This window comes from Aequorivita nionensis, from assembly GCF_046352995.1.
GTDB classification, from domain to species: Bacteria; Bacteroidota; Bacteroidia; order Flavobacteriales; family Flavobacteriaceae; genus Aequorivita; species Aequorivita nionensis.
The window spans coordinates 3,225,419-3,250,475 of record NZ_CP130281.1; the positions used below are offsets into that span (position 1 = coordinate 3,225,419).

22 protein-coding genes and 1 riboswitch are annotated in these 25,057 nt (G+C 37.2%); of the genes, 15 read left to right on the plus strand and 7 right to left on the minus strand.

The window, feature by feature from the left end:
- The first annotated feature begins 129 nt into the window (after positions 1-129).
- From Q2U82_RS14750 to acs, 9 genes are all read left to right on the plus strand, one after another.
- A complete protein-coding gene (locus tag Q2U82_RS14750) occupies positions 130-384 on the plus strand; it encodes a hypothetical protein (protein WP_154192189.1) in 255 nt (84 codons plus the stop codon).
- 15 nt (positions 385-399) lie between these two features.
- A complete protein-coding gene (locus Q2U82_RS14755; protein ID WP_154192190.1) occupies positions 400-1,776 on the plus strand; it encodes an MBL fold metallo-hydrolase in 1,377 nt (458 codons plus the stop codon).
- Between the two features lie 21 nt (positions 1,777-1,797).
- Complete coding sequence (locus Q2U82_RS14760; protein WP_045079777.1) at positions 1,798-3,300, plus strand: thymidine phosphorylase family protein; 1,503 nt, start codon at positions 1,798-1,800, stop codon at positions 3,298-3,300.
- Between the two features lie 5 nt (positions 3,301-3,305).
- On the plus strand, positions 3,306-4,199 hold the full coding sequence (locus tag Q2U82_RS14765) for a ribose-phosphate pyrophosphokinase (RefSeq protein ID WP_045079576.1): 894 nt from the start codon (positions 3,306-3,308) through the stop codon (positions 4,197-4,199).
- Positions 4,196-4,840 (plus strand): hypothetical protein, encoded by a 645-nt coding sequence (locus Q2U82_RS14770; protein WP_410005579.1) that lies wholly within the window; start codon positions 4,196-4,198, stop codon positions 4,838-4,840. The genes Q2U82_RS14765 and Q2U82_RS14770 overlap by 4 nt, the downstream gene beginning before the upstream one ends.
- 6 nt (positions 4,841-4,846) lie before the next feature.
- Positions 4,847-5,140 carry a hypothetical protein gene (locus Q2U82_RS14775; RefSeq protein ID WP_045079578.1) on the plus strand — a complete coding sequence of 98 codons (294 nt, stop codon included), beginning with the start codon at positions 4,847-4,849 and terminating at the stop codon, positions 5,138-5,140.
- A 65-nt stretch (positions 5,141-5,205) separates the two neighbouring features.
- Positions 5,206-7,338 (plus strand): copper-translocating P-type ATPase, encoded by a 2,133-nt coding sequence (locus tag Q2U82_RS14780; RefSeq protein ID WP_205618090.1) that lies wholly within the window; start codon positions 5,206-5,208, stop codon positions 7,336-7,338.
- Positions 7,339-8,544, plus strand: coding sequence for an MFS transporter (locus tag Q2U82_RS14785; RefSeq protein WP_410005580.1), 1,206 nt, complete (start codon positions 7,339-7,341; stop codon positions 8,542-8,544).
- A gap of 374 nt (positions 8,545-8,918) precedes the next feature.
- Positions 8,919-10,826: an acetate--CoA ligase gene (gene acs, locus Q2U82_RS14790; RefSeq protein WP_410005581.1), complete on the plus strand. Its 1,908-nt coding sequence runs from the start codon at positions 8,919-8,921 to the stop codon at positions 10,824-10,826.
- A gap of 80 nt (positions 10,827-10,906) precedes the next feature.
- Here acs and Q2U82_RS14795 read toward each other — a convergent pair whose 3' ends face one another.
- Positions 10,907-11,470: a DUF6252 family protein gene (locus Q2U82_RS14795; RefSeq protein WP_410005582.1), complete on the minus strand. Its 564-nt coding sequence runs from the start codon at positions 11,468-11,470 to the stop codon at positions 10,907-10,909.
- A gap of 324 nt (positions 11,471-11,794) precedes the next feature.
- Here Q2U82_RS14795 and Q2U82_RS14800 point away from each other — a divergent pair, with 324 nt between their 5' ends.
- Entirely contained in the window at positions 11,795-12,814 is a 1,020-nt protein-coding gene (locus Q2U82_RS14800; RefSeq protein ID WP_410005583.1) for a helix-turn-helix domain-containing protein, read from the plus strand.
- A gap of 847 nt (positions 12,815-13,661) precedes the next feature.
- Positions 13,662-15,005 (plus strand): adenylosuccinate lyase, encoded by a 1,344-nt coding sequence (purB, locus tag Q2U82_RS14805; protein WP_410005584.1) that lies wholly within the window; start codon positions 13,662-13,664, stop codon positions 15,003-15,005.
- A 69-nt stretch (positions 15,006-15,074) separates the two neighbouring features.
- On the opposite strand, the gene Q2U82_RS14810 is transcribed toward purB, so the two are convergent.
- Genes Q2U82_RS14810 through Q2U82_RS14825 form a run of 4 tightly spaced genes read right to left on the minus strand, consistent with a single transcriptional unit; the run spans position 15,075 to position 17,138 of the window.
- Positions 15,075-15,617, minus strand: coding sequence for a DUF4252 domain-containing protein (locus tag Q2U82_RS14810; RefSeq protein ID WP_410005585.1), 543 nt, complete (start codon positions 15,615-15,617; stop codon positions 15,075-15,077).
- Entirely contained in the window at positions 15,617-16,156 is a 540-nt protein-coding gene (locus tag Q2U82_RS14815; RefSeq protein WP_410005586.1) for a DUF4252 domain-containing protein, read from the minus strand. Before Q2U82_RS14815 ends, Q2U82_RS14810 begins: the two co-directional genes overlap by 1 nt.
- A gap of 51 nt (positions 16,157-16,207) precedes the next feature.
- Entirely contained in the window at positions 16,208-16,645 is a 438-nt protein-coding gene (locus Q2U82_RS14820) for a hypothetical protein (RefSeq protein WP_410005587.1), read from the minus strand.
- The gene (locus Q2U82_RS14825) at positions 16,632-17,138 is read right to left on the minus strand and encodes an RNA polymerase sigma factor (RefSeq protein WP_410005588.1); all 507 of its coding nucleotides are present in this window, start codon (positions 17,136-17,138) and stop codon (positions 16,632-16,634) included. The genes Q2U82_RS14820 and Q2U82_RS14825 overlap by 14 nt, the downstream gene beginning before the upstream one ends.
- A 287-nt stretch (positions 17,139-17,425) precedes the next feature.
- Here Q2U82_RS14825 and Q2U82_RS14830 point away from each other — a divergent pair, with 287 nt between their 5' ends.
- Complete coding sequence (locus Q2U82_RS14830; RefSeq protein WP_410005589.1) at positions 17,426-18,820, plus strand: S41 family peptidase; 1,395 nt, start codon at positions 17,426-17,428, stop codon at positions 18,818-18,820.
- A gap of 86 nt (positions 18,821-18,906) precedes the next feature.
- On the opposite strand, the gene Q2U82_RS14835 is transcribed toward Q2U82_RS14830, so the two are convergent.
- Together Q2U82_RS14835 and Q2U82_RS14840 are read right to left on the minus strand one after the other, a co-directional pair.
- Positions 18,907-19,956, minus strand: coding sequence for a DUF5074 domain-containing protein (locus tag Q2U82_RS14835; RefSeq protein WP_410005590.1), 1,050 nt, complete (start codon positions 19,954-19,956; stop codon positions 18,907-18,909).
- A gap of 13 nt (positions 19,957-19,969) precedes the next feature.
- A complete protein-coding gene (locus tag Q2U82_RS14840) occupies positions 19,970-21,802 on the minus strand; it encodes a TonB-dependent receptor (RefSeq protein WP_410005591.1) in 1,833 nt (610 codons plus the stop codon).
- Between the two features lie 29 nt (positions 21,803-21,831).
- Positions 21,832-22,040, minus strand: a riboswitch (cobalamin riboswitch).
- Positions 22,041-22,095: 55 nt separating this feature from the next.
- On the opposite strand from Q2U82_RS14840, the gene Q2U82_RS14845 reads away from it, so the two are divergent.
- The 3 genes from Q2U82_RS14845 to Q2U82_RS14855 are packed head-to-tail and all read left to right on the plus strand — an operon-like array spanning position 22,096 to position 25,054.
- Complete coding sequence (locus Q2U82_RS14845; protein ID WP_410005592.1) at positions 22,096-23,229, plus strand: ABC transporter substrate-binding protein; 1,134 nt, start codon at positions 22,096-22,098, stop codon at positions 23,227-23,229.
- Complete coding sequence (locus Q2U82_RS14850) at positions 23,229-24,260, plus strand: FecCD family ABC transporter permease (RefSeq protein ID WP_410005593.1); 1,032 nt, start codon at positions 23,229-23,231, stop codon at positions 24,258-24,260. The genes Q2U82_RS14845 and Q2U82_RS14850 overlap by 1 nt, the downstream gene beginning before the upstream one ends.
- Positions 24,260-25,054, plus strand: coding sequence for an ABC transporter ATP-binding protein (locus tag Q2U82_RS14855; protein WP_410005594.1), 795 nt, complete (start codon positions 24,260-24,262; stop codon positions 25,052-25,054). The genes Q2U82_RS14850 and Q2U82_RS14855 overlap by 1 nt, the downstream gene beginning before the upstream one ends.
- The last annotated feature ends 3 nt before the right edge of the window (positions 25,055-25,057 follow it).

The following is a 25,057-nucleotide window of genomic DNA, read 5'->3' on the forward strand; positions in this document are numbered from 1 at the left end:
TTAATAATATAAAAGTTCAACAATCTTAAAACAAAAATTATGAAATGAGCCATATCGATTCTTGATAACAACCGAGATTTTTAATGGCGAATTACATCTGACCGATAAAAAACAATAAAATTTAAACAGATGAAAACAGATGAACTGCAAGAACAGAAAAAAATTGACCTAGAGCCATTTTACCAAGCATTGGAAGATGACCCAAAACTACTTGAGGAAGCCCTTGAAATATTATTGGGTATGGTAAACTTCGAGCCTAAATCCGTAAAGAAGTTGGCACTCTTAATCAAAGAGGATTCCCGCAATCTATATAATGAAATAGCGGAATTGAGCAAATCAAACCAAGAAAAAGGAAATACGCCTTCCTGTTGTGGTGGACATTAAACAAATAACATAAAGATGAAAAACAATAAAATAAACATCCACTTTCTAGGAGCGGCAGGTACAGTAACCGGCTCAAAATATCTAGTGGATACAGGAGATAGAAAGATACTTATAGACTGTGGACTTTTTCAAGGGTTAAAGGAATTGCGTCTTAAAAACTGGGAATATCCACCAGTTGAAGTTTCAGAAATTGATATGGTATTGCTTACTCACGGCCATATGGACCACACAGGGTATTTACCTCGATTGATAAAACAAGGCTTCAATGGTCCCATTTATGGTACGAATCCTACTTTGGACATTGCAAAAATCATTTTGAACGATAGTGCCAAAATACAAGAACAGGAAGCCGAACGTGCCAACAAAGAAGGCTATTCAAAACACAGTCCTGCAGAACCGCTTTACGATTTAAAGGATGTGGAAAAAACCATTCCGCACTTTAAAGGAATTCCACAATCACAATGGATTCCATTATTTGACGGTATTAGAGTTCGCTTCCAATACAACGGACATATTCTGGGTGCAACCTATATTGAGTTGGATGTGCACGGAAAACGTTTTGTCTTTTCAGGAGACATTGGTAGAACCAATGATTTATTGCTCTATCCACCCCTAAAACCAAAAAAAGTGGATGTACTTTTTATAGAATCTACTTATGGTGGAAGGCTTCATCCTGACGAAGTGGAAGCACTTCCGCAAATTGAAAAATTGGTCAACGACACCATTAATAGAGGGGGCAGTCTATTTGTCCCAAGCTTTTCGGTAGAACGTGCCCAGCTAATGATGCTCATCTTTTGGAAATTATTGAAAGAAAAGAAAATTCCAAAAGTTCAAATGATTATGGACAGTCCGATGGGTGCCAACGTATTGGAATTGTTTCATAGAACTCGTGATTGGCACAGACTGGAGGACAATGAATGTGATGAAATGTGTTCTCACTTTACGGTCGTAAGCAGTTATCGTGAAACAATGGAATTAAGAACAGACAACAAACCAAAAATCGTGATTGCTGGAAGTGGAATGCTTACAGGTGGAAGAATGCTCAACTATCTCGAAACCCAAGCGCAAAACCCAAATAACACCTTACTTTTTGTAGGCTATCAAGCTGAAGGCACTCGTGGAAGAAAACTATTGGAAGGCGACAAGGAATTAAAAGTGTATGGAAAAACGGTATCCTTTCAAATGGAAGTAGCCGAAATTCAAGGCCTCTCTGCACACGCAGACCACGCTGAACTTTTGGATTGGATGAGCAAAATAAAAAATAAACCAGCCCGAATTTTTATTGTGCACGGAGAAAAAGAAGGTGCCGAAGCACTTCAAAAAGGAATAAAGGAAACCTATGGGTGGGATGCGGAAATCCCGCAACTCTACAACATTGAAGAAATAGAATAGCTTTTGGAAAAATTAAAAATTATGGAACAACACTCAAACATATTAAAATATAAGCATCTCGGAATCTATACACAAAACGAGAATGTAGTGTATATGCGTGAAGATTGCCACGTCTGTGTTTCCGAAGGGTTTGAGGCACTTACCCGAATAAGGATATCCAATGTAACCACATCAATCGTAGCAAGCCTTAATGTTTTAAATTCAGATATTCTGTCACCAAATGAAATAGGGCTATCTGATGCTGCTGCGAAAAAACTGAATGTTTCAGAAAATGATACTTTGTACGTTTCACATTTGGAACCTATTGAATCGTTAAGCCACGTCAGAGCGAAAATCTATAATCAAAAACTGGATTATAAAGCTTATAACGAGATTATAACCGATATCGTGGAAGGCGACTATTCAAACATCCACCTTTCGGCATTTATAACAGCCTGTGCAGGCGACCGAATGGATATTGATGAGATATCCGACCTTACCAAAGCTATGATAGCTTCCGGAAAGCAACTGGATTGGAACAAAGAAATCGTAGTCGATAAGCATTGCATTGGCGGATTACCTGGCAATAGAACCACACCATTAGTGGTTGCCATTGTGGCTGCTTACGGGCTTACGATGCCAAAAACATCATCGAGAGCTATCACTTCGCCAGCAGGCACAGCTGATACTATGGAAGTAATGACCAATGTTACCCTTTCATTAGAAGAAATAAAAACCGTGGTTGAAAAAGAAGGAGGCTGCATTGTTTGGGGCGGTACAGCGCAATTGAGTCCTGCGGACGATATTCTTATTAAAATTGAAAAAGCCTTGGATATTGATAGCGAAGGACAGCTCATTGCTTCGGTACTTTCAAAAAAAGCTGCGGCAGGTTCAACGCACGTCGTCATTGATATTCCCGTGGGAGAAACCGCCAAGGTACGTAGTACAGAAATGGCTCAAAAACTAAAAAACCATATGGAAACCGTTGGAACGGCTGTTGGGCTGAATGTAAAAGTTGTTATAACAGATGGCACACAGCCTGTCGGAAGAGGTATTGGTCCTGCTTTAGAAGCCATCGATATATTGAAAGTTTTAAAAAACGAAGCTGATGCACCAAATGACCTAAAGGAAAGGGCTTTGACTTTAGCTTCTGAACTATTAGAGCTTTCTGGGAAAGTAGAAAAAGGGAAAGGATTAATAACCGCAAATCAACTTCTCAAATCTGGAAAAGCTTATGAAAAATTTGTGGCCATTTGCAAAGCACAAGGTCGCTTTTCAAAACCTGTTTTAGCACCTTATAAAATCGAAATTAAAGCCGAAAAGTCAGGAGTTTTAAAAAGAATTGATAACCGAAAGATTGCAAAACTCGCCAAGCTTTCGGGGGCACCAAACTCAAAGTCGGCAGGGATTCTTTTAAATGTCCATTTAGACGAAAAAATTGAAATAGACCAATTGTTATATACAATATATGCAGAATCTCAAGGCGAACTTAATTATGCTTTGGAATATAAAAATAACCACGACGACATCATAACCATAATTTAAAAACTATGAAAACAATATTATTCAGCCTTCCCGGAAATGAAGAACTCACAGAGCTTTTGGCAAAAAAGATGGATGCAGAAATAGGAAAAGCAACCTTACGCAAGTTTCCAGATGGGGAATCTTACACACGTATATTATCTGATGTTAAAGACAAATGTGTAGTACTGGTATGCACCTTGCACGAACCAGACAAAAAACTATTGCCCCTTTATTTTTTAAGCCACACGGCCAAATCATTAGGAGCAATGTGCACCTGTTTAGTCGCACCCTATCTCGCCTATATGCGTCAGGACAAAATATTCAATGCAGGCGAAGGTGTTACTTCTGGTTTCTTCGGAAAACTGATTTCAGGTTTTGCCGATAGCATTACCACCGTTGACCCGCACTTACATAGAATTAGCTCCTTGGGCGAAGTATATAAAATCCCAAATAAGGTCATTCATGCTGCCGATGCTATTTCAGATTGGATAAAAGAAAACATAGAAAACCCTGTACTTATAGGTCCAGATTCTGAAAGTGAACAATGGGTTTCCGAGGTTGCTAAAAAAGCAGGAGCACCATTTACGGTATTGCAAAAAGTGCGTCACGGCGACCGTGATGTAGAAGTCTCTGTTCCAGATGTGGACAAATACAAGGATGCCACACCTATTTTGGTAGATGATATTATTTCCACAGCGCGAACAATGATTGAAACCGTACAACATTTGAAAAAAGCAGGAATGAAACCACCTATATGTGTGGGTATTCACGCAGTTTTTTCAGGAAATGCCTATCAAGATTTATTGGATTCCGGGGTGGAAAAAATAGTGACTTGCAATACCATCCCGCATCCTTCAAATGGTATTGATTTAAGTGATGTAATGGCAAAAGAAGTTACGAAATTGATGCATCATATATGAGAAAAAAAGGCTTCATATTACTATTCATCTTATTCAATATTACAATGAATGGACAAACTGAAATGCTCATTGGGCAGATTTCAGGAAGATTTGTCATTCGGGAGAATTTTGATGAAAAAGGTGCTTTTCTCAACAAACAAACTTTTGAAGCTGGTAAAACAATGGAGAAAAATGGATATTTTGAAATTGATGTAATCACAGAATTATTTGACAAAGACAAAAAATCCACCGATAAATATACAACGACCTATCGATGTAAGCCAGATGAAGCCAGTGTAATGGTAATTGCGTTTCCGTTTTCAAACCCAAAATCAGAAGAAACCGAAATCAATACCATTTCTGCAAATTTTAAAGAGTTGTATGACTTGGAAAACTTGGAAGATATAGAACTTGAAATGAGTTTTGATTCGGGCTTATTAAATTTTTTCGGTTCAAAAAGCACGATAAAGATTTACGACCGAAAATTAGATAGTAACAAAAAAAAAATTAATTCAAAAATCAACATTAAGGCCTATGCTTTGGGAATTCGCATTAAGCAACTCAATTATAATGTTTACGAAAAATTAAATGGAAACGGTTTATTGACCTTTCAGAAATTTACAGAAGAAGATAACAGTTATTTCACAATGACTTATAACTAAAAACAAATGAAAAATTACGATACACTATCAGAAGCTATTAACGATTTACAGGCAAGTGAATATCCTTATGATTTTAACTTAAAACCTGAATGCCTGGAATGTGCTTCACTGGAAATTGAGATTCATCCAGAGGATTTCAAAGTAGATAAAACCTATCGTTTTGAAGGTATGAGCAGTACCGATGATAATAGCATTTTATACGCCATTTCATCAAAAAACGGAATTAAGGGTCTTTTGGTGGATGCCTACGGCGTATATGCCGAAAACATTTCTGAAGCAATGCGGAAAAAATTACGATAACACTTAAATAGAACTATATGGACAATAACAAAAATCACAAGGACAAAAAAATGGACCATTCGAAGATGGACCATTCTAAAATGAATGAAGATAACATCGACCATTCAAAAATGGACCACTCAAAGATGGACCACTCAAAAATGGAAGACCCAAAATCGGACGACCATAGCAAGATGGACCACAGTAAAATGGACCATTCAAAGATGAAACACGACCACGGAAGCATACCAATGGGTATGGCAGGCCACGACCATCATAAGATGATGATTGCCGATTTTAGGAAACGGTTTTGGGTAACCCTTGTACTTACTATTCCCATACTGTTCTTCTCGCCGATGATTCAGGACTTTTTTGGATATGAGTTTTTGCTTCCCGGAAACCAATATATCCTTTTTGCACTTTCATCCGTAGTTTATTTTTACGGTGGTTGGCCATTTTTAACAGGATTTTGGTCTGAAGTAAAAAAAGGTGCACCAGGAATGATGACCTTAATAGCAATGGCCATTAGTGTGGCCTATTTTTATAGTTCCGCAACAGTCTTCGGATTGCAGGGTGTCGATTTTTTCTGGGAACTGGCAACTCTAATCGCTATTATGCTTGTGGGCCATTGGATAGAAATGAAAAGTGTCTTGGGTGCCTCAAAAGCCTTACAGCTTCTAGTAAGTATGATGCCTGCCGAAGCTCACAGAGTAAAAGGCGATACAATTGAAGATATTTCATTGGAAGATTTATTGAAAGATGATGTGATATTGGTAAAGCCCGGCGAGAAAGTTCCTGCCGATGGTATCATAATCGAAGGGTCTAGTTATCTGAACGAATCTATGTTAACTGGAGAATCAAAACCAGTAAAAAAAGAAGAAAAGGATAAAGTAATTGGAGGTTCTGTAAACGGCAATGGCAGCATAAAGGTAAAAGTGGTACATACAGGAAAAGACAGTTATCTCAACAAGGTTATCACAATGGTTGAGGAAGCACAAAAGACCAAGTCCAAAATGCAAAATCTATCGGATAGAGCAGCAAAGTGGTTGACTTATATTGCCTTGTCTATAGGATTTGGTACGTTGGCAGTTTGGTTAATTCTAGGGTTCCCTTTTGTTTATGCATTAGAAAGAATGGTTACCGTTATGGTCATCGCTTGTCCACACGCACTTGGCCTTGCCATTCCACTTGTAGTTGCGATTTCTACCGCAGTATCTGCTCAAAATGGGCTATTGATTCGTAATAGAACCGCATTTGAGGAATCACGCAAAATATCCACTCTGCTCTTTGACAAAACAGGAACATTGACTAAAGGGGATTTTGGCGTTACCCGAATTGAATCGGTAGATAAAAAATATTCTTCAGATGAAGTATTAAGACTTGCAAGTGCCTTGGAACAAAGCTCAGAACATCCTATTGCCGTGGGAATTATTAAAAAAGTGAAAGAAGACAAGGTTGCTATTCCCAATCCTGAAAACTTTAATGCGATTACAGGTAAAGGTGTAGAGGCAAACGTAGAAGGCAAGCAGGTGAAAGTAGTGAGTCCGGGCTATTTAAGGGATGAAAAAATTACCATTCCTGAAGATGCTTATAGTGACGCCGCTGAAACGGTTGTATTTGTATTAATTGAAGGTGCTTTAGCAGGATACATTGCTCTTGCTGATGAAATAAGACCTGAATCTGCCGAAGCAATAAGGGTCTTTAAAGAAAACAACATAAAAGTCTTGATGGCAACTGGCGATAACGAAAAAACCGCCAAAGCCGTAAGCGATAAACTTGGATTGGATGGATATTATGCCGAAGTATTGCCACACCAAAAAGTGGAAATCGTAAAAGAATTGCAAGGTAAAGGAGAATTTGTGGCTATGACGGGAGATGGCGTTAATGATGCACCTGCTTTGGCACAAGCAAACGTGGGTATTGCCGTAGGTTCGGGAACCGATGTGGCAGCAGAAACAGCAGACATTATTTTGGTAAACAGTAATCCACAGGATATTGCGAACTTAATTTTATTTGGAAAGGCTACCTACAATAAAATGATTCAGAACTTAATATGGGCAACGGGTTATAACGTTGTTGCAATACCATTAGCCGCTGGAGTTCTGTATTCTTCAGGATTTGTTTTAGGACCTGCGGTAGGAGCTGTATTTATGAGTTTGAGTACAATTATAGTGGCCATTAATGCGCAATTATTAAAGCGAAAAATCGGTAAAAAATAAATGGAAAGAAAAGAAGAACTCAACAGGGTATTTTTAATTCTGTTGAGTTTATTTGTAGTGATGTTGGGCTATGGTATATTATTGCCAACCCTTCCTTACTATACCGAAAGGCTAGCAATAAAGGGCAATCTCGACACCGACCTTATCAACTTCCATATTGGATTGCTTACGAGCATCTATCCATTTTTTCAGTTACTATTCGTAGTGGTTTGGGGAAAGCTTTCAGATAAATATGGTCGAAAACCTATAATCATTTGTGGACTAATCGGTTTTGTAATTATGCAATTGCTCACTGGTCTTGCCACGTCTCTAACAATGCTTTATGTTGCTCGAATTTTTGGTGGTATTTTCACATCAGCAGTTATTCCAGTTAGCAACGCATATTTAAGCGACATTACTTCTGAAAAACGGAGAACAAAAATAATGGCCTGGTCAGGCGTTGCCATTAGCTCTGGAATTATTTTTGGCCCTGTCATTGGTGGCTTTCTATCCCAAACTGATATTCATATAAAATATTCTATAGGTCTGCTACATTTAGACCGATTTTCAGTGCCCTTTTTATTCGTTGCCCTATTAGGATTGATTGTGTTATTCGTTGTGATGAAATGGCTAAAAAACACCGCTCGTGTACATAGGTTAATGACACAAAAAGTGAGCTTGCGATTCACATTTACCAAATATTTTATTGTATTACTCATACTATCCTTTGTAGCCCAATTTGTTGTGACCTTGTTTGAAACTGTTTTTTCAATCTATGGAAAAGATGAATTAGGGTTTAACAGCAAACAGTTGGGTTTAGGTTTTATGCTATGTGGTTCTGTGATGGCCGTTTTACAGCCTGTATTTGCTAGTTATGGTGAGAAGTTTTTATCTCCTAAAAAGCAAATTGCCATTGGGTTCCTAATAGCCGGAGTATCCTTGATTGCTTTTCCTTTTTTTACAAGTGAATTCTTGGTATATGGATTAATCATTATGTTTGCTGCTGGTGGTGCTTTGGTAACGCCAAACTTGTTATCAGCAGTATCATTGACATCTAAAGAAAATACAGGTAGAAATATATCCATACAAAGCTCAACAGGTAGCGTAGGTCAGATTTTAGGTCCTGTTGTAGGTACTTGGCTGATTGCAGATAGTTTTTACTATCCGTTTATTATAGCTGGATTAATAGTTATAATTTCAATTGGATTAGTCCGATTTGTCACTTAAAACTTTTAAAATTGAAATTCCAAATAAAAAAACTCGTTACAGCTTTACTTAAATATAATGAATTATAAATCAGGTGCGTAATTCGGTGCGTAATTAGAAATATATTATTTTAATTATTTGATTTTCAATAACTTAATTATTTAAAGATAGTTCCTCTTTCTCCGCTAAAACCTGTAAACAGTGCGTTTACAGGTTTTTTTATTTTATCAAAATTGCTTTAGGCCATAACCCAGCTTCACCAGTTTATATTCTAAAGCTGATTTTCAAGAAAATTTCTTCACAAAATTCATTTTTTCGTTTTCAGACTCATCCAATTTAAATATATTTCTAAATCAATTAAGCAACTTCAATATTAGTCAGAAAACCAATATGTCATGAGCAATTACCACATCAAGAATTTAGAAGAATATTTTCAGGTTTATAGAAAATCAGTCCGAGATCCTGAAAATTTCTGGGAAGAAATTGCCGAAGAAAATTTTATATGGCGCAAACGCTGGGACAAAGTACTGGAGCATGACCTCTCAAAACCTGAAGTTTCGTGGTACAAAGGTGCAAAATTGAACATCACCGAAAATTGTATTGACCGCCATTTGTATAATCGTGGCGACAAAACCGCCATCATTTTTGAACCCAATGATCCTTCTGAAAAAGCTGAACATATAACCTACAAACAACTCCACGAGCGGGTTTGCAGATTTGCAAATGTTTTGTTGGATCACGGTATAAAAAAAGGCGACAGGGTTTGTATCTATTTACCAATGATTCCTGAATTGGCAATTTCACTATTGGCTTGCGCACGTATTGGCGCCATCCACTCCGTAGTTTTTGCCGGGTTTTCTTCCACAGCACTTCACACAAGGATTAATGATTCAGACTGTAAAATGGTTATCACAAGTGATGGTTCATACCGTGGTGGTAAAACCATAGATTTAAAAGGTATTGTTGACGAAGCCTTGGAGTCCTGCCCGGGCGTGGAAAGTGTTTTGGTTGCCAAACGCATCAACAGTGAAATAACATTGAAACCAAATCGTGACAAATGGCTGCAACCTTTACTTGACGAAGCAAGCAACCAATGCGCCCCTGCAATTATGGACGCTGAGGATCCGTTGTTTATTTTGTACACTTCCGGTTCTACGGGAAAACCAAAAGGTATGGTTCACAGTACGGCGGGCTATATGGTTTATACGGCATACACTTTTAAAAACGTATTCCAATATCGCGAAAACGACGTGTTTTGGTGCACTGCAGATATTGGCTGGATTACCGGCCACAGTTATATTGTTTATGGCCCCTTGGCAAATGGTGCTACAACCCTTATGTTTGAAGGAGTTCCCTCCTATCCAGACTTTGGGCGCTTCTGGCAAGTAATTGAAAAACATAAAGTGAACCAGTTTTACACCGCTCCTACAGCTATTCGTGCTTTAGCAAAGGAACGTTTGGATTTTTCGGAAAACTATGATCTTTCTTCCCTTAAAATATTAGGAAGCGTGGGTGAACCCATAAATGAAGAAGCATGGCACTGGTATAATGACAATATCGGGAAGAAAAACTGTCCAATTGTAGATACGTGGTGGCAGACTGAAACGGGCGGCATTATGATTTCGCCCATTCCCTATTCCACGCCAACCATTCCAACCTACGCCACCTTACCTTTGCCTGGAGTGCAACCTGCACTAATGGACGAAAATGGTGAGGAGCTGAAAGGAAACTTAGTGAGTGGCCGTTTGTGCATCAAATTCCCGTGGCCAGCAATGGCGCGAACCATTTGGGGCAATCACGAACGCTATCGCGAAACCTATTTCTCTGCTTTTGAAAACAAATATTTTACTGGTGACGGTGCCCTACGCGATAGTACAGGCTACTACCGCATTACGGGGCGCGTGGATGATGTTATTATTGTATCTGGGCACAATTTGGGTACCGCACCTATTGAAGATGCAATAAACGAGCACCCAGCAGTTTCAGAAAGCGCAATTGTCGGCTTCCCGCATGATGTGAAGGGGACCGCACTTTATGGTTTTATTATTTTAAAAGAATTTGGTGAAAGCCGTTTGCACGAAAACCTTCGTAAAGAGATAAACCAGATTATCACTGAGCATATTGGCCCAATAGCCAAATTAGATAAAATTCAGTTTGTAACGGGTCTTCCAAAAACCAGAAGTGGAAAGATTATGCGCCGCATACTTAGAAAGATTGCAGAGAAGGACACCAGCAATCTAGGTGATATTACTACGCTGCTCAATCCTGAATGTGTTCAGGAGATTATGGATGGAGCAGTTTAGTTTTTGGGAATAAAAAAATCGCCATTAACTTGAAAACACAAGTGCTGTCGCGACAATTTTATTGCGAATTAAAAAATGGTTTAAAATCCTTGTCGTGTCAATGGTACATCAAAAGAACCATTTGTTACTGTGCGTAAAGTAGCACCAGTAACATCTTCAACAGCAGTAAAACTAAAAGTACCCTTTGCACGATCTGTGGTCAGTTCAGTTATATTTACGGTTCCGTGAATTTTGTTAGGATCTGGGTCTGAATAATCTGGAGCAAGCCAACCCTTTGCACTTGAGGTATCATAATTTTCAATATAGTATGCCTGATTTACGTCGGTAACCTTTAAATAGTATGTTCCCGGAACTGTCTCAGTGGGCGTATATATAAAGAAATGAATCAACCTATTGGTAGAAGTTTCTTGCCCTTTTACATAAAAGGTGTATTGTTCAGACCCAGACATATCTGTTTTCGTCAGAACTCCATTTGTAATGTCAGCTACATAATTTGTAGTAGTTGCTTCTGCTACAGTTGCAGTAAAAGTTCCAGCACCTGGAGGATTTTGAGGAGGATCTGTATCATCACTCCCACCACAGCTTATCAAAATTATTCCAATGAAAAGCGTAATTACATAAATTGATTTACCGAATGCTCTCATAAATAGTTTGGTTTTAGGAAATCTAAATTACTGATATTAATATTTCGTTTTACAAATACCTGTCTGTTTTTTTATCGGTATTTTAAAAAAAAGTAGATGCATCAAAGTATTTTAATTTTATCATTCGAACTTTTTTTAATTAAAATTTTTTAATGAATTGATAGTAAATATTTTCAGACTTTTTTTTTATTTTAAAACAATTAGCATAACTAATTATTAAGCAATACCTTAGAAGAACTAATGCTTTTGAGTTAAACAATGAAACGAAATGTGTTAATGCTTCTGGTTTCATAATGTTACTTTGGCGCAAAAAACAACTTCTTTATGAATTCCATACAGGTCAATTCTCTCCCGCTTAAAGATGTAATTCGGGACATTGCAAAGGTTTTTGACATTCCTTTTTCAGAAAATTGCGGTGAATATTTGTTAAAACTACCATCCTCTGTGGGGGAAGGCACCATAAGGGGTATCAATTTTGAAGGCGGTCTGGGACTCATTCAGTATGATTGTCTTTTCAAAGAAGATATGGAAATACATTTTGTAGTGAATAACATTCACCCTTTAAAATTTCTATATACTTTGGAAGGTATTTTAAGGCATCGTTTTGAAAATGAAGAAAACCTGCATACCATTGAACAATACCAAAACGCAATTGTGGCCAGTAGCAAAAAAAATGGGCACGTATTATTGTTTAAAGCCAATCAGAGAATAACAGTGAACAGCCTGGAAATTGAAAGGGAAAAGTTTCAGGCCAAAATGGCGTGCGACATTAATAGTCTTGACGATGAACTAGAACAACTTTTTAAAGACATTAAAGCCAAAGGCGCTTTTTATTATAGTGGGAACTACAGTTTGGGAATATCGGATCTATTGACTGGAATGCATGAGTTCACTTCTGAAAATTTTACTCGAAAGCTATTTTTGGAAGGAATGGCGTACCAAATTTTAACACACCAAATTCTACAATATCAAGATGATAAGAAAGATGAGGGCAGCCGCACACTCCTGCGTTCTTCGGAATTGAAACAAATAAATCATATATCCAGCCTTATTGAAAGCAATATTTCAGACGTTCCAACGGTAGAAAATTTAGCTAGGGAAGCTGGACTGAACATCAACAAACTTCAAGAGGGTTTCAAAAAATTGTATGGTACTACGGTAAACAATTATGTGCAAAAGGCAAGGCTTGATGCGGCTTACAATTTATTGACCAAAACCGACCTTAGCATTTCTGAAATAGTGAATGCCATCGGTTTGAGCAGCAAAAGTTATTTCTCAAAAATATTTAAGGAAAAACACAGCATCTCGCCATCAGAATTTCGAAAAAAACAACGGAACAAATAAAAACCCCAGCCAAAAAAAATTCTTGGCCGAGGTTCTATCTTCTTCATAGCAATCTTTACTCAGCTAAAGTATAAGAACAAGCTGTATTTCTTTGACTCATAAAGACAAATAATTAACCCAAAATGTTCTTTTTCAGTCTATCCATAGGTTTTAAAAATAAAAATCCTTCCGTGCAGCGAGCTCCGAAAGGATTTTACAATTGAAAAACTCTAAGTATTCAACCGCTATGCCAAAATATTAATAATCAAGCAGTTCATTTAACACAAAATATTGAAATATTAACCCAAAACCCATAATTTTCAATATATTTGCTGATTCACTAATTTTTTATATCCCCACAATAAGAAACCCCTTTCTCATTGTGTTGATTAAGGGGTTTCGCCGTATCCAAAAACAAGATACTCATTCTTTAAACCTTTCACTATTCTTCCTCCTCTTCAGGATTACGCTGGTTTTGTGGTCTGTTCTGAGGATTCCTCTGTTGACTTTGTTGTTGATTTTGAGGGTTTCTTTGGTGATTTTGATCTTGTGTGCTCATAACAATTTTATTTAAATTAATAATTCATTTTTCTTTTCACTATTAAAATTAGTTTCATCACAAACTATTTTCACACAACAAAATCTTAAAGTTTTGCAACGGGAATATTATTTAACTATCCGTTATCTTAAAACAGCATTTTGTTAGCATTCCATTAAGTATGAAGAAATAAAACAACAGTAAATTTAATACGTTAACCCTTTCTCCATAAATCAGTAGTGTTTTGTATCTTTGCGCCCTTGTTCACCAAAGCCTTTTGCCTTTTGTAGTTATGCAAATTTGGCAAGGTTAAATTTTAAATTTTGAACCATGTACACCAACGCTTTACAAGCCATTTCGCCTATTGATGGCAGATATGCCTCAAAAACAGCAAGCCTGATTCCATTTTTTTCTGAAGAAGCGCTCATCCGTTACCGCGTGCAAGTGGAAATTGAATATTTTATTGCTCTTGTAGAGCTGGATTTACCGCAGTTGCAGGGTTTTGATAGAAATCTTTTTCAGGAATTACGCAATCTTTATCTAGAATTTTCGGTTCAGGACGCTATAAGAATAAAGGAGACCGAAAAGGTTACCAACCACGATGTAAAAGCGGTTGAATATTTCATCAAAGAAAAGTTTGATGTTTTAAAACTTCAGAAGTATAAAGAGTTTATCCATTTCGGATTAACTTCCCAAGACATTAACAATACCGCCATTCCACTTTCATTGAAAGATGCCGTCAATGAGGTTTATGTGCCGCTTTTATTGGAATTAAAAAATAAGCTTAAAGCACTTTCCGATGAGTGGGCGCAGATTTCCATGCTTGCCAGAACTCACGGTCAACCAGCTTCACCAACCCGTTTGGGCAAAGAGATTGAAGTTTTTGTGGTTCGTATTGAAGAGCAGTTTGATTTAATGAACGACGTAAAGAGTGCTGCAAAATTTGGTGGCGCAACTGGAAACTTCAATGCACATAAAGTAGCTTATCCAAACATTGATTGGCGTGCCTTTGGGAAAAAATTTGTGCAAGATACTCTCGGTTTGCACCACTCCTTCCCTACCACGCAGATTGAGCATTATGACCATATGGCTGCACTTTTTGATTGCCTAAAAAGAATCAATAATATTTTGATTGATTTAGATCGTGATATTTGGACCTACGTTTCAATGGATTATTTCAAACAAAAAATAAAAGAAGGCGAAGTAGGTTCAAGCGCAATGCCACACAAGGTAAACCCCATAGATTTTGAAAATAGTGAAGGAAATCTCGGAATTGCAAATGCACTTTTTGAGCATCTTTCGGGAAAACTTCCTATAAGCAGGTTGCAGCGCGACCTTACCGACAGTACAGTTTTACGAAACATTGGTGTTCCTATTGGGCACACGCTTATCGCCTTTCATTCAACTTTAAAAGGATTGAACAAATTATTGCTGAACGAAGTGAAATTTGCTGAAGACCTTGAAAATAATTGGGCAGTTGTGGCTGAAGCAATCCAAACTATTCTTCGCCGTGAAGGGTATCCAAACCCCTATGAAGCTTTAAAAGGATTGACACGTACCAATGAAAAGATAAACCAAACTTCTATTGCGAATTTCATTGAAACCCTGGAAGTGCCGGAAAGCGTAAAACAAGAAATGCGAAACATTACACCCGGAAACTACACGGGAATTTAGTTTTTAAATAATAAAAAAGGCTTCAACCACAATTAGGAAGAAGCCTTTTTTGACTATTAATCAACTAATTTAATCTTTAAAAATTTCTCCGAAGCCTTCAAATTTGGAGACATCCAAATCGCCCCGTTCGGCAGACTTCATTAATTTCAGCATTTGGTCTGGGCGCATATTTTCTCCCAACAACCTGAAAACCGCAAATCCACGTTTATCATCACTCGCAAAAACGATTACCTCATTAATAGCATCTTCTTCACCAGTATATTTTAAAGTGGCATCCCAGTCGTTACTTTTTATACGGGTCAATTCTTTGTACTGCTCTTGATCTAAGATTGATTTTAATTCTTGTCTTTCTTTTTCATAATCAGCCGTATCCCCCATTTTTATAGGATAAGCAACTACATTCACTTTTTTTAATGTGTTGAGAATATCTTTTTCTTCTTGTGAAAAGTTGCTGTTTCTTCCTTGAAGCAAGCTGGCTGCAACGTCCATTTTTATAAATTTATCGTCGTCTTGTTTTTCTACCAAATACTTCTGCAACGATTTATCACTACAGGAAACCACAGCCATTGCACCTAAAATTAAGGCCAAAAAATATTTTAGAAGTGTCATCATTACTGCTTTTTCTTTTTGTCAATATTTTTCAATTGTTCGCTACCAGGAACTTTTAAATCTTCTGTCAGTTTTGAAATCTGCTTCAAATCTATATTCCCTGTAATGCTCATGATTATTGTCGTCGGTTTTCCGTCCACCATTCCGTCTAAGTGCATCAATAGTTCACTAACGAAGTTTTCGTTTTTACCTTCTTTGCTGTAGAATTTGATGTTTTTACCATCTTCTTTTACGCGCATCAATTCACCTAAATTCTTTGAGGTTGAAATGTATTTTGCAACAGCAGCATCCATGTTTTTTGCCACGGCAGGATTGTCTGTGGTAAAAATTTTGATGTTTTCCAAATCGTTGACCATTTTAAGGTATGCTTGTGCTTCGGGATCTGAGGAGTTTAAATCCATCTTGCTCAAAAGTTTGAACATATTTTTGGTTACCACTACCGAGGTTACATCTTTTTCGTTTTCAAAGGAATCAAAAGCGTTTTGTGCCCAAGAAACCATCGGCGCTATTGCCAGTGCTAGTAATATTGCTATTTTTTTCATCGTTTATTATTTATTGTTTGTTATTGTCTATTTTCTTTATTTAAAAAAATCTTATTCAAAAATCTTATCCTTCGTTATTGCAAATTGTTTCACGAACGTGAGCTGTTCTGCCCCTTTGTTCAGATTTTCCGAAAGTAGCATCATTGCGTTTTTACTTTTTTCAAAAGCTGCCAAGGCTTCTTTCTCTTCTTGCGTATAGTGCGGTTGTGAAAAATAAAAGCTTCCCACTCCAAAAGCAACAACCAACATTGCAGCTGCGGAATACCACCAAGCTTTAAAGGTTTTTGGTTTACTTTCAGGTAGTTTGAACGCTCTGCTTGTGCGCTCTGCCCTTGCATTTTTCAGTCCCACAAAGATTGGTTGATACTGAACCAAATCATCCGCAACAGTTTCATTGTTGAAATAGTCCTGCAATGTCTTTTCTTCTTCAAGACTGGTGGTGCCTTCAAAATAGGCGTCCAGTAAAATTTTTATATTAGCCAATTCCATAATTATATTGTTTAATCATTTCGTCCCTAACTGTTTTTCGTGCACGGGAAAGTGCTACTCGTACTGCTGTTTCATTACTGTCCAGCATTTTTGCAATTTCTGAGAATTCAAACGCTTCCACATCCCGAAGTTGAAGTATTATTTTTTGCTGTTCAGGCAAAGTTTCCATTATTTTAAAGACCAATTCAACACCATCATTCGCTTCAATATTTTTTTCAATGTTTTCTGAAGTTTGATAATTGCTGTGTACTATTTTTAAATTTGAAGCCTGTTTCGATTTCAATCGATCCAAACAATAATTTTTGGTCATCGTGATTGCAAATGCTTCTGGGTTTTTATAGTTTTCAATACTTTCTTTTCCGTTCCACAATTTTAAAAACACTTCTTGCACGGCATCTTCAGCTTCATCTTTGGAAACCAATATTCTTTTGGCCAAACGATAGAGTCTATCCTTAAAGGGTATTATTAAAGCAGTAAATTCGGTTTTGTCCATTTTGGTGGTTGTGGTTTTCCGGCTTCTATTTAAATGACGAATGATGCCTATTTTTGTTACATTACATTTTTAAAAGGATTAAAAAATGGAGAACCAAGAGACAGATAAGAATGAAAAAATCTTCTTTTAAATATTCACTTGTCTATTTCCAATAATTCTTGTTCTATTTCAAACGAATTCATTTTAAATCATTTGAAATAATTTCACCTAAAAAACATATTTTTACCTTTACAATATAATCCCTAATTTACCTGTTTTAATTCTATACATTTAAAAAAAACCTTCTTATGTTAAGAAAAATTTTTATTCCCCTTTTGGCTATTTCCATACTTTTTGTTTCCTGTTTTGAAGATATGGATGACAATATCCAACCCGCTTCAACACTTGATATCCAAAATTTTATATACAGAGGATTAAACTATTATTATCTATACAAAGCCGATACCCCCGAACTTGCAAATGATGCTTTTTCAAGCCAAGGAGAACTTGATAGTTTTCTAAATAATTACGATTCTCCCGAAGCGTTGTTTGATTATTTGTTGTCACCACAAGATCGCTTCAGTGCACTATTCAGTGATTTTAGAGTTATTGAGGATGCGCTGAGCGGAATTAGCTTAAGCAATGGTATGGAGTTTGGCCTAGTGTACTATCCGGATAACAGCAATAATGTTTTTGGTTATGTGCGTTACGTTTTGCCAAATACAGATGCCGAAGCACAAGGTTTAAAGCGCGGGGATTTGTTTACTACTATTGATGGGCAACAAATAAACGGTCAAAACTATATAGATTTACAAACCCCAAACAGTTATACCATTGGTTTGGCCACTTATGATGGTACAAATTTTATCCCCACGGGTGAAACTGCTCTTTTAAACAAAACCCAATACAATGAAAACCCGGTATATAAAGTAAAAACATTTGATATAAACGGTGAAAAAATTGGCTATTTAATGTACAATGGTTTTATTACGGATTATGAAACACAATTAAATAATGCCTTTGCTCAATTTAAAGCTGAAGGTGTTACCAATCTTGTGTTGGACCTTCGCTATAACGGCGGGGGATCTGTTGAAACAGCAACAGATTTGGCCAGTATGATTACTGGGCAGTTTAATGGACAGGTTTTTTATAAGGAATTTTGGAATGCCGATCGACAAGCGGCAAACGCATCAGATGGGCTTTTTGATAGTTCTATTAGCAATGGCTCGGCTATAAACAGTCTTAACTTGAACAATATTTATGTTTTGACCACACAAAGAACTGCTTCCGCCAGTGAATTGGTTATAAACGGCCTAAACCCTTATATAAATACAGTTCAAGTTGGCGATACCACTACAGGAAAATTTCAAGCCTCATTTTTACTTTATGATGCTCCAGCACCTAGTTTTAGCAGACAGGAAGCAGATCCATCACATTATTACGCAATGTTGCCATTGGTGTTCAAAACCGCTAATGCCGCAGGAAACACCGATTATGGCGATGGATTGTTTCCACAGATCGCTCTAAAGGAAAATTATTTTGACTTAGGCCAATTGGGTGATGAAAACGAACCTCTTCTAGCCGCTGCCCTTTTCGAGATTGCCGGAAGACCTTTTAATGGGAAAAAAGATTTCAAACCATTGAAAGAGATTTCTGATAGCAATGCAAATTCTCCAATTGATGGAAAAATGATTGGGAATTAACTGTTCAATAATCAATTCATAGTAAAAAAAGAGTCCATTAAACTTTTAAATTTAATGGACTCTTTTTTTTTGAATTTCAGAAGCGTTTATTCGTTGAAATAAATTCCACCTGGAACAATACCAGTTTGGAAATCTTGAATTTGTTGATTATTAGATAAATCATAGATTACCAATGAACCTTTGCTCGCAAAATCCTTTGCGTCAGCTGCATAAAGCTTTCCTTCTTTTGCTTGAAGGGTATAAAAATTTCCATCAATAATATCTGCTCCCGGTAAAGAGATAGAAGTTGTATCCACCTTATATACCTTGCCATCAAGATTATAGAACAGATTGGTCCCATCCAATGTCAAACTACTTGGATGCTGTGTGGATCCAAAAGAAAATGTTTGTGAAACCTGACCTGTTGCCATATCTACTTTCACGAGTGAGCCAGCAGTTTCAGCTCCAGTATAGCTTGGGTTTCCACCGCAAAGCACATATAAATTATTTCCTGAGACTACCATAGAATTGGGAACATCGCCAACGGTAATCGTGCTTTCAACGCTATTTCCAGAAATTACCGAAATTAAATTATTCTGTCCATAGCCTCCTTGGTGCGCTACATAAACTTTATTGTTGGCTGCTAATATTCTTTCTGGTCCAAAAGACACTGGAATTGTTGCCGAAATAGAATTGTTTCTTAAATCTAGAACAGCAACGTAGTCATCTGCATTATTATTTGGATCTCCCCAATTACTCACATAGCCTTTGTTACCACTCACAGACACAAAATAACGCGGATTGTCCAATCCAGTTGTTATGGAATCTACACTTTCAAAAGTATAACGGTTTGCTATTACAATTTTTTGTGAATTGCTTACCACAATGTAAGCGTTGTCATCATTAAAACCCATAGACTGCACGATATTACCCAAAGCGCTTCCATTCACATTTCTGTAAATGTTTTGCGCCACTGTGCTATAATCATCAGATACATAAGTAATAGTACCGCTGCCATTGTTAAATGGACCTTCATTTGTAATCAAAATACCTTTTGCAAAAGCTGCGGGAACATATTCTGATTGGGTGTTATCATCATCACTACTACAAGCAACAATTAGCAAAGCCGTAAAGCACATAAAAATTATTTTTTTCATCGTTTTCATTTTGTTATATATTAAAGTTTAAGAATATTTGAATATTTCTGGACGGCATGGGCCTATAAGCTACGTTTTCATAATAGACATTAAAAGCATTTTTAATCTTTCCACCAAAAGTTATATTTGGGTTGAACGGTAATGTGTATTGCAGACCAAGATTAAAAACGGTATAACTATCCACTCTTTCAGTATTGTCAGTGGCTGTATATGCTTCACCATTGAACAATCCTTGAGCATAAACTGAAAAGTGCTTAAATTCATACGTTATTGAACCAGCTGCTTTGTGAAAAGGCACATAAATTAGCTGCTTTTCAATTTCCAAATCTTCCGCTTTGGTGTATGAATAATTTAGGTTAAAATCCAAAGATTGTTTACCGTTGAATTTTAAATAATATCCAAGAGCAGCCTCAATACCATAATTTCTAGTCTTGCTGATGTTTATTGGTTGCCACAGACCGCCATTTCCCGGAACCCACTTTATTAAATCTTCCGAAGAAATATAATAGCCAGCAACATCAGCTTTAAGCTCTCCAAGTGAAAACTCTTGTCCAAGTTCTAATTGATATGAAGTTTCCGGCTGTAAATCTAAATTTCCGCCTGCATACCAATACAAATCATTAAATGTGGGCACACGATAATTTTTTGATCCATTCAGGCGAAGTGCATAATTTTTTGAAACTTTATATTTCGCATCAGCAGAAAAGAGAAATGGATTTTCAAAATCATTCAAAAACTCTTGACGAAGATTGATTCCGTAATTGAAATTTTCTGAAAGTTTATGGTTCATCAATATAACGGCCACCAAGGTTCTTCGGAAATTTTCCCCTACATTGTCACCCTTGGCATCAACATAAATATATTCAACCTTTCCGTTTACTCGCAGTTTTTTTTGAAGCAAAACTTCTGCCTGAAACGCTCCAATAAAAGTATTTGCTTTCCCTCCGGTATTAAATGACTTTTCACTGTTCGGGAAATAATTGTACTGTTCAAAAAGATGGGCAACGCTCCCTTTTGTATTGAAAATGCCCACTTTTTGCTGTAACTGCCAAATATTTCGGGTGTTTATATCTTTATAAGCGTCTTTTCCAATTGTGTTCAGACTACCAGAAAAGTTTCGGTCGTTATAGGTATATTCCGAATTCCAAGTAGCAACGCCGCGTTTCAGCTTTCTTGCCTCGTTCACTTTTGCCGTAAAACGTACAAATTGCCCGTGATTGTTCTTTTTATTTTTTCCAACATAGTCATAATCATTTTCAGAGCCAATAAAATCCACGCCTACATTCAGATAATGATCGCCCCAAGTTTGTGTAGTACTTGCATTTCCGCCAAAGGTTGAAAAGCTTCCATACTGTAATCCAAACTGAGTTGTATCAATTTTTTTGAAGGAATACCCATTGTTCAAATGAATACTTCCGCCCACGGCACCGCTTCCGTATTGCACGCCTCCGCCACCGCTTCTTATAGCTATTTCGTCATAGTTTAATGGTGAAATTGTGTTGAAGTCTGTTTGACCGGTAAATACGGAATTAATGTTTATTCCATTCCAAATAACAGCTGTTTGCGCAGCATTTGTACCTCGGAAGGATGGCGATGAAACCATTCCGAAACCGTTTTCCTTAAAATAGATTGATGTATTGTAACGAAGCGTTTCGGTAAGCGAAGTAGCATTTCTTTCTATGATAGAATCGTTCAGTTTTTCAAGCTTAAAACCTTTTGAAAAATGGACAAGTTTAGCATCTGTCAGAATTACTTCCGGCAACTGCTGAATGCTGTCCAATTGTGCATAAACAGAAGTAGTGCACAGGAAAAAAATAAAAATAATATGGAAACCGTTTCGCTTCATAATTCAACCTTTATCCCGAAAGTTTGATGATTTTATGTTATAAATCTGGCAGGTCTCCTGGCTTGTCTTTTGTGCTACCTTCCCATCCGCAAAAGCGAACAGTGGTTTTGAAGTTGCACGCCCGAAAATAACTCGGGACGACTCACAGTTGCGGGAACAGCTTCGGTTTTTAACCGAATTCCCTTTTAAGAGCGTTTTCCATTGTGGAAATTCACTCACCAAAATTCATTGCAAAAATAGAATTTAAATACTAGCTCACCCAAACAAAACCATTATTTTTGAGGATGCAAAAAATGGTTTTACTTTTTATTTTTTTCTCTGTTTTAGTTTCCTGCAAAAACAATAACTCCAACCACCCCGAAGAAACTAGAATCCTTCAAAAAGAATCGTTGGAAATTAAATACGCAAAAGGCTTTGAAATCAATTCTTTTGAAGGTTACAAAACTATCACGCTAAAAAATCCCTGGCCAGGAACCAGCAAGACTTTTAAATATGCTTTGGTAAAAAAAAATACTTCCCTTCCAAATCGTGAAAGCTATGATGCCGTTGTTGAAGTTCCTTTAAAACGAATTGTAGTCACTTCAACCACACATATTCCTTCTTTGGAAATGTTGGGAAAAACCGAAGCATTGGTAGGGTTTCCGGGTCTGGATTATATTTCTTCCGAAAAAACGCGACAAAGAATTTCTGAAGGTAAAATTAAAGAGCTCGGCAAAAATGAAGACATAAACACTGAAATATTAATTGATTTAGCGCCCGATGCGGTTATAGGATTTGCAATTGACGGCAATAACTCAACCTTCGCAACTATTGAAAAAACTGGAATTCCAGTGCTATACAATTCAGATTGGACGGAAACATCACCGTTGGGTAAAGCAGAATGGATAAAATTTTTCGGAGTACTTTTCGACAAAGAAAAAGTAGCTGACAGTATTTTTCAATCTATTGAATCAGAATATTTTCTAGCAAAAAAAATTGCATCTAAAGCTAAAAGCACACCAACAGTAATAAGCGGCGCAATGTATAAGGACGTGTGGTATATGCCGCAAGGCGACAGTTGGGGAGCAAAGTTTATTATTGATGCCAACGGCAATTATCTTTGGAAAGACGAGCAAGGAACGGGAAGTTTATCCCTAAGTTTAGAGTCAGTTTTGGAAAAAGGTAACGAAGCCGAAGTTTGGATTGGACCAGGACAATTCACCACTTTAGACGAAATGAAAAATGCAAACAACGCCTATGCCCAATTTGCGGCTTTTAAATCTGGAAATGTATATTCCTATAGTCTAAAAAAAGGTAAAACCGGAGGCATAATTTATTTTGAATTGGCTCCAAACAGACCAGACTTAGTATTAAAAGATCTCATAAAAATACTTCACCCGGAATTATTTTCCAATCACGAACTTTACTTTTTTGATAAATTGCAATAATGCAAACTTCGCAAACATACCGACTTCAATTTGCAGGGCTTTCTTTGGTGCTGATTGCTGTGTTTTTGGTTAATTTGAGTGTAGGTTCAGTTTCCATTCCACTAAAAGAAATTTTTTCAGCATTTATTGGGAAAGGTGCATCTAAAGAAACTTGGCAATACATTTTGATTGATTACAGGCTGCCGAAAGCCATTACGGCAATGTTAGCAGGCGGCGGATTGGCCATTTCAGGCTTATTGATGCAAACACTTTTTAGAAATCCATTGGCGGGACCTTTCGTTTTGGGGTTGAGCAGTGGCGCAAGTCTAGGCGTTGCCATTTTAATTTTGGGCGCAAGTGCATTTGGAGGATTTTTTGGAACAATGCTTTTAAGCCAATGGAGCTTGGTAATTGCCTCTGCCTTGGGCAGTTTTTTGGTCCTTTTAGCAGTTTTGGCTATAACCTTCAGAATAAAAGACACGATGGCTATTTTGATAATCGGCTTGATGTTTGGCAGTGTAACAACTGCAGTGGTTTCAGTCCTATCCTATTTCAGCAATGCGGAACAACTGCAACAATACATTTTTTGGTCTTTCGGAAGTCTGGGAAATCAATCCTGGCAAGGTGTTTTAATTTTGGGAATTTGCTTTTTGGCGGGCTTGGCACTAAGTGTTTTCAGCAGTAAATCATTGAACGCATTACTTTTAGGAGAAAATTATGCCAAAAGTATGGGACTTCACATAAAACGGACCACTTTTATAATCATTCTTGCAACCAGCATTCTGGCGGGAAGCATTACGGCTTTTGTCGGCCCAATTGCCTTTGTTGGTTTGGCTGTGCCACATTTGGTAAGGCAATTTTACAAAACCTCAAACCATTTGGTTTTATTACCCGCTGTGTTACTTTGTGGCAGTTTGCTTATGTTAATTTGTGATACTGTAGCGCAGTTGCCGTTCAGTGAATATACATTGCCAATAAATGCAATTACATCATTAGTTGGCGCTCCAGTTGTAATCTGGTTGTTGGTCAGAAAACGCAAACTTTTCTTTTAATGGCTTCAGAAGAAAGACATATCATTTTAGAAACCCAAGACTTATCTGTGGGTTATTCCAATAAAAAGGTTGATTCCGTTATTGCACAAAAAATTAATTTTTCTATTGTGAAAGGTGAGTTAGTGGGACTTGTGGGCGCAAACGGAATTGGAAAATCTACACTATTGCGTACGCTGACTGGAATGCAAAATCCATTAAGCGGTGAAGTTTTTTTAAACGAAAAAAAAATAAAGGAATATTCATCCTTTCAACTGGCAACACAATTGAGTGTGGTTTTGACTGAAGCTCCAGCTTCCAAAAATCTTTCTGTTCTGGAAATGATTTCTTTGGGAAGACAACCTTATACAAACTGGATCGGTTCACTTTCCGATGAAGACCAAAAAGCTATACATTTTGCTTTGGAAGCTACCGAGACCACTTCCCTAGCCCACCGAAAGTGTTTTGAACTAAGCGACGGTCAAATGCAGCGTGTTGCAATTGCAAGAGCGTTGGCACAGGACACGCCAATTATAATTTTGGATGAGCCTACAACCCATTTAGATATTTATCATCGTGCTTATGTACTGAAACTGCTGAAAAAGCTAGCTACAGAAACACGCAAAACCATCTTCTTTTCAACGCACGAAATTGATTTGGCAATTCAGCTCACGGACAAAATGTTGGTGATGGCCAAAAACGAAACTTACTTTGGCGAACCCTGCAAGCTGATTGAAGCTAGAAGATTTGATGCGCTTTTTCCTAAAGAAACCATAGATTTTGATGGAAAAACCGGGCGTTTTACCATTAGGAAATAAATA

Bases quoted from the DNA above. Each gene is read 5' to 3' on its own strand.
- Q2U82_RS14750 (WP_154192189.1), top strand. From the start codon at position 130: ATGAAAACAGATGAACTGCAAGAACAGAAAAAAATTGACCTAGAGCCA.
- Q2U82_RS14755 (WP_154192190.1), top strand. From the start codon at position 400: ATGAAAAACAATAAAATAAACATCCACTTTCTAGGAGCGGCAGGTACA.
- Q2U82_RS14760 (WP_045079777.1), top strand. From the start codon at position 1,798: ATGGAACAACACTCAAACATATTAAAATATAAGCATCTCGGAATCTAT.
- Q2U82_RS14765 (WP_045079576.1), top strand. From the start codon at position 3,306: ATGAAAACAATATTATTCAGCCTTCCCGGAAATGAAGAACTCACAGAG.
- Q2U82_RS14770 (WP_410005579.1), top strand. From the start codon at position 4,196: ATGAGAAAAAAAGGCTTCATATTACTATTCATCTTATTCAATATTACA.
- Q2U82_RS14775 (WP_045079578.1), top strand. From the start codon at position 4,847: ATGAAAAATTACGATACACTATCAGAAGCTATTAACGATTTACAGGCA.
- Q2U82_RS14780 (WP_205618090.1), top strand. From the start codon at position 5,206: ATGGACCATTCTAAAATGAATGAAGATAACATCGACCATTCAAAAATG.
- Q2U82_RS14785 (WP_410005580.1), top strand. From the start codon at position 7,339: ATGGAAAGAAAAGAAGAACTCAACAGGGTATTTTTAATTCTGTTGAGT.
- acs (WP_410005581.1), top strand. From the start codon at position 8,919: ATGAGCAATTACCACATCAAGAATTTAGAAGAATATTTTCAGGTTTAT.
- Q2U82_RS14795 (WP_410005582.1), bottom strand. From the start codon at position 11,470: ATGAGAGCATTCGGTAAATCAATTTATGTAATTACGCTTTTCATTGGA.
- Q2U82_RS14800 (WP_410005583.1), top strand. From the start codon at position 11,795: ATGAATTCCATACAGGTCAATTCTCTCCCGCTTAAAGATGTAATTCGG.
- purB (WP_410005584.1), top strand. From the start codon at position 13,662: ATGTACACCAACGCTTTACAAGCCATTTCGCCTATTGATGGCAGATAT.
- Q2U82_RS14810 (WP_410005585.1), bottom strand. From the start codon at position 15,617: ATGATGACACTTCTAAAATATTTTTTGGCCTTAATTTTAGGTGCAATG.
- Q2U82_RS14815 (WP_410005586.1), bottom strand. From the start codon at position 16,156: ATGAAAAAAATAGCAATATTACTAGCACTGGCAATAGCGCCGATGGTT.
- Q2U82_RS14820 (WP_410005587.1), bottom strand. From the start codon at position 16,645: ATGGAATTGGCTAATATAAAAATTTTACTGGACGCCTATTTTGAAGGC.
- Q2U82_RS14825 (WP_410005588.1), bottom strand. From the start codon at position 17,138: ATGGACAAAACCGAATTTACTGCTTTAATAATACCCTTTAAGGATAGA.
- Q2U82_RS14830 (WP_410005589.1), top strand. From the start codon at position 17,426: ATGTTAAGAAAAATTTTTATTCCCCTTTTGGCTATTTCCATACTTTTT.
- Q2U82_RS14835 (WP_410005590.1), bottom strand. From the start codon at position 19,956: ATGAAAAAAATAATTTTTATGTGCTTTACGGCTTTGCTAATTGTTGCT.
- Q2U82_RS14840 (WP_410005591.1), bottom strand. From the start codon at position 21,802: ATGAAGCGAAACGGTTTCCATATTATTTTTATTTTTTTCCTGTGCACT.
- Q2U82_RS14845 (WP_410005592.1), top strand. From the start codon at position 22,096: ATGGTTTTACTTTTTATTTTTTTCTCTGTTTTAGTTTCCTGCAAAAAC.
- Q2U82_RS14850 (WP_410005593.1), top strand. From the start codon at position 23,229: ATGCAAACTTCGCAAACATACCGACTTCAATTTGCAGGGCTTTCTTTG.
- Q2U82_RS14855 (WP_410005594.1), top strand. From the start codon at position 24,260: ATGGCTTCAGAAGAAAGACATATCATTTTAGAAACCCAAGACTTATCT.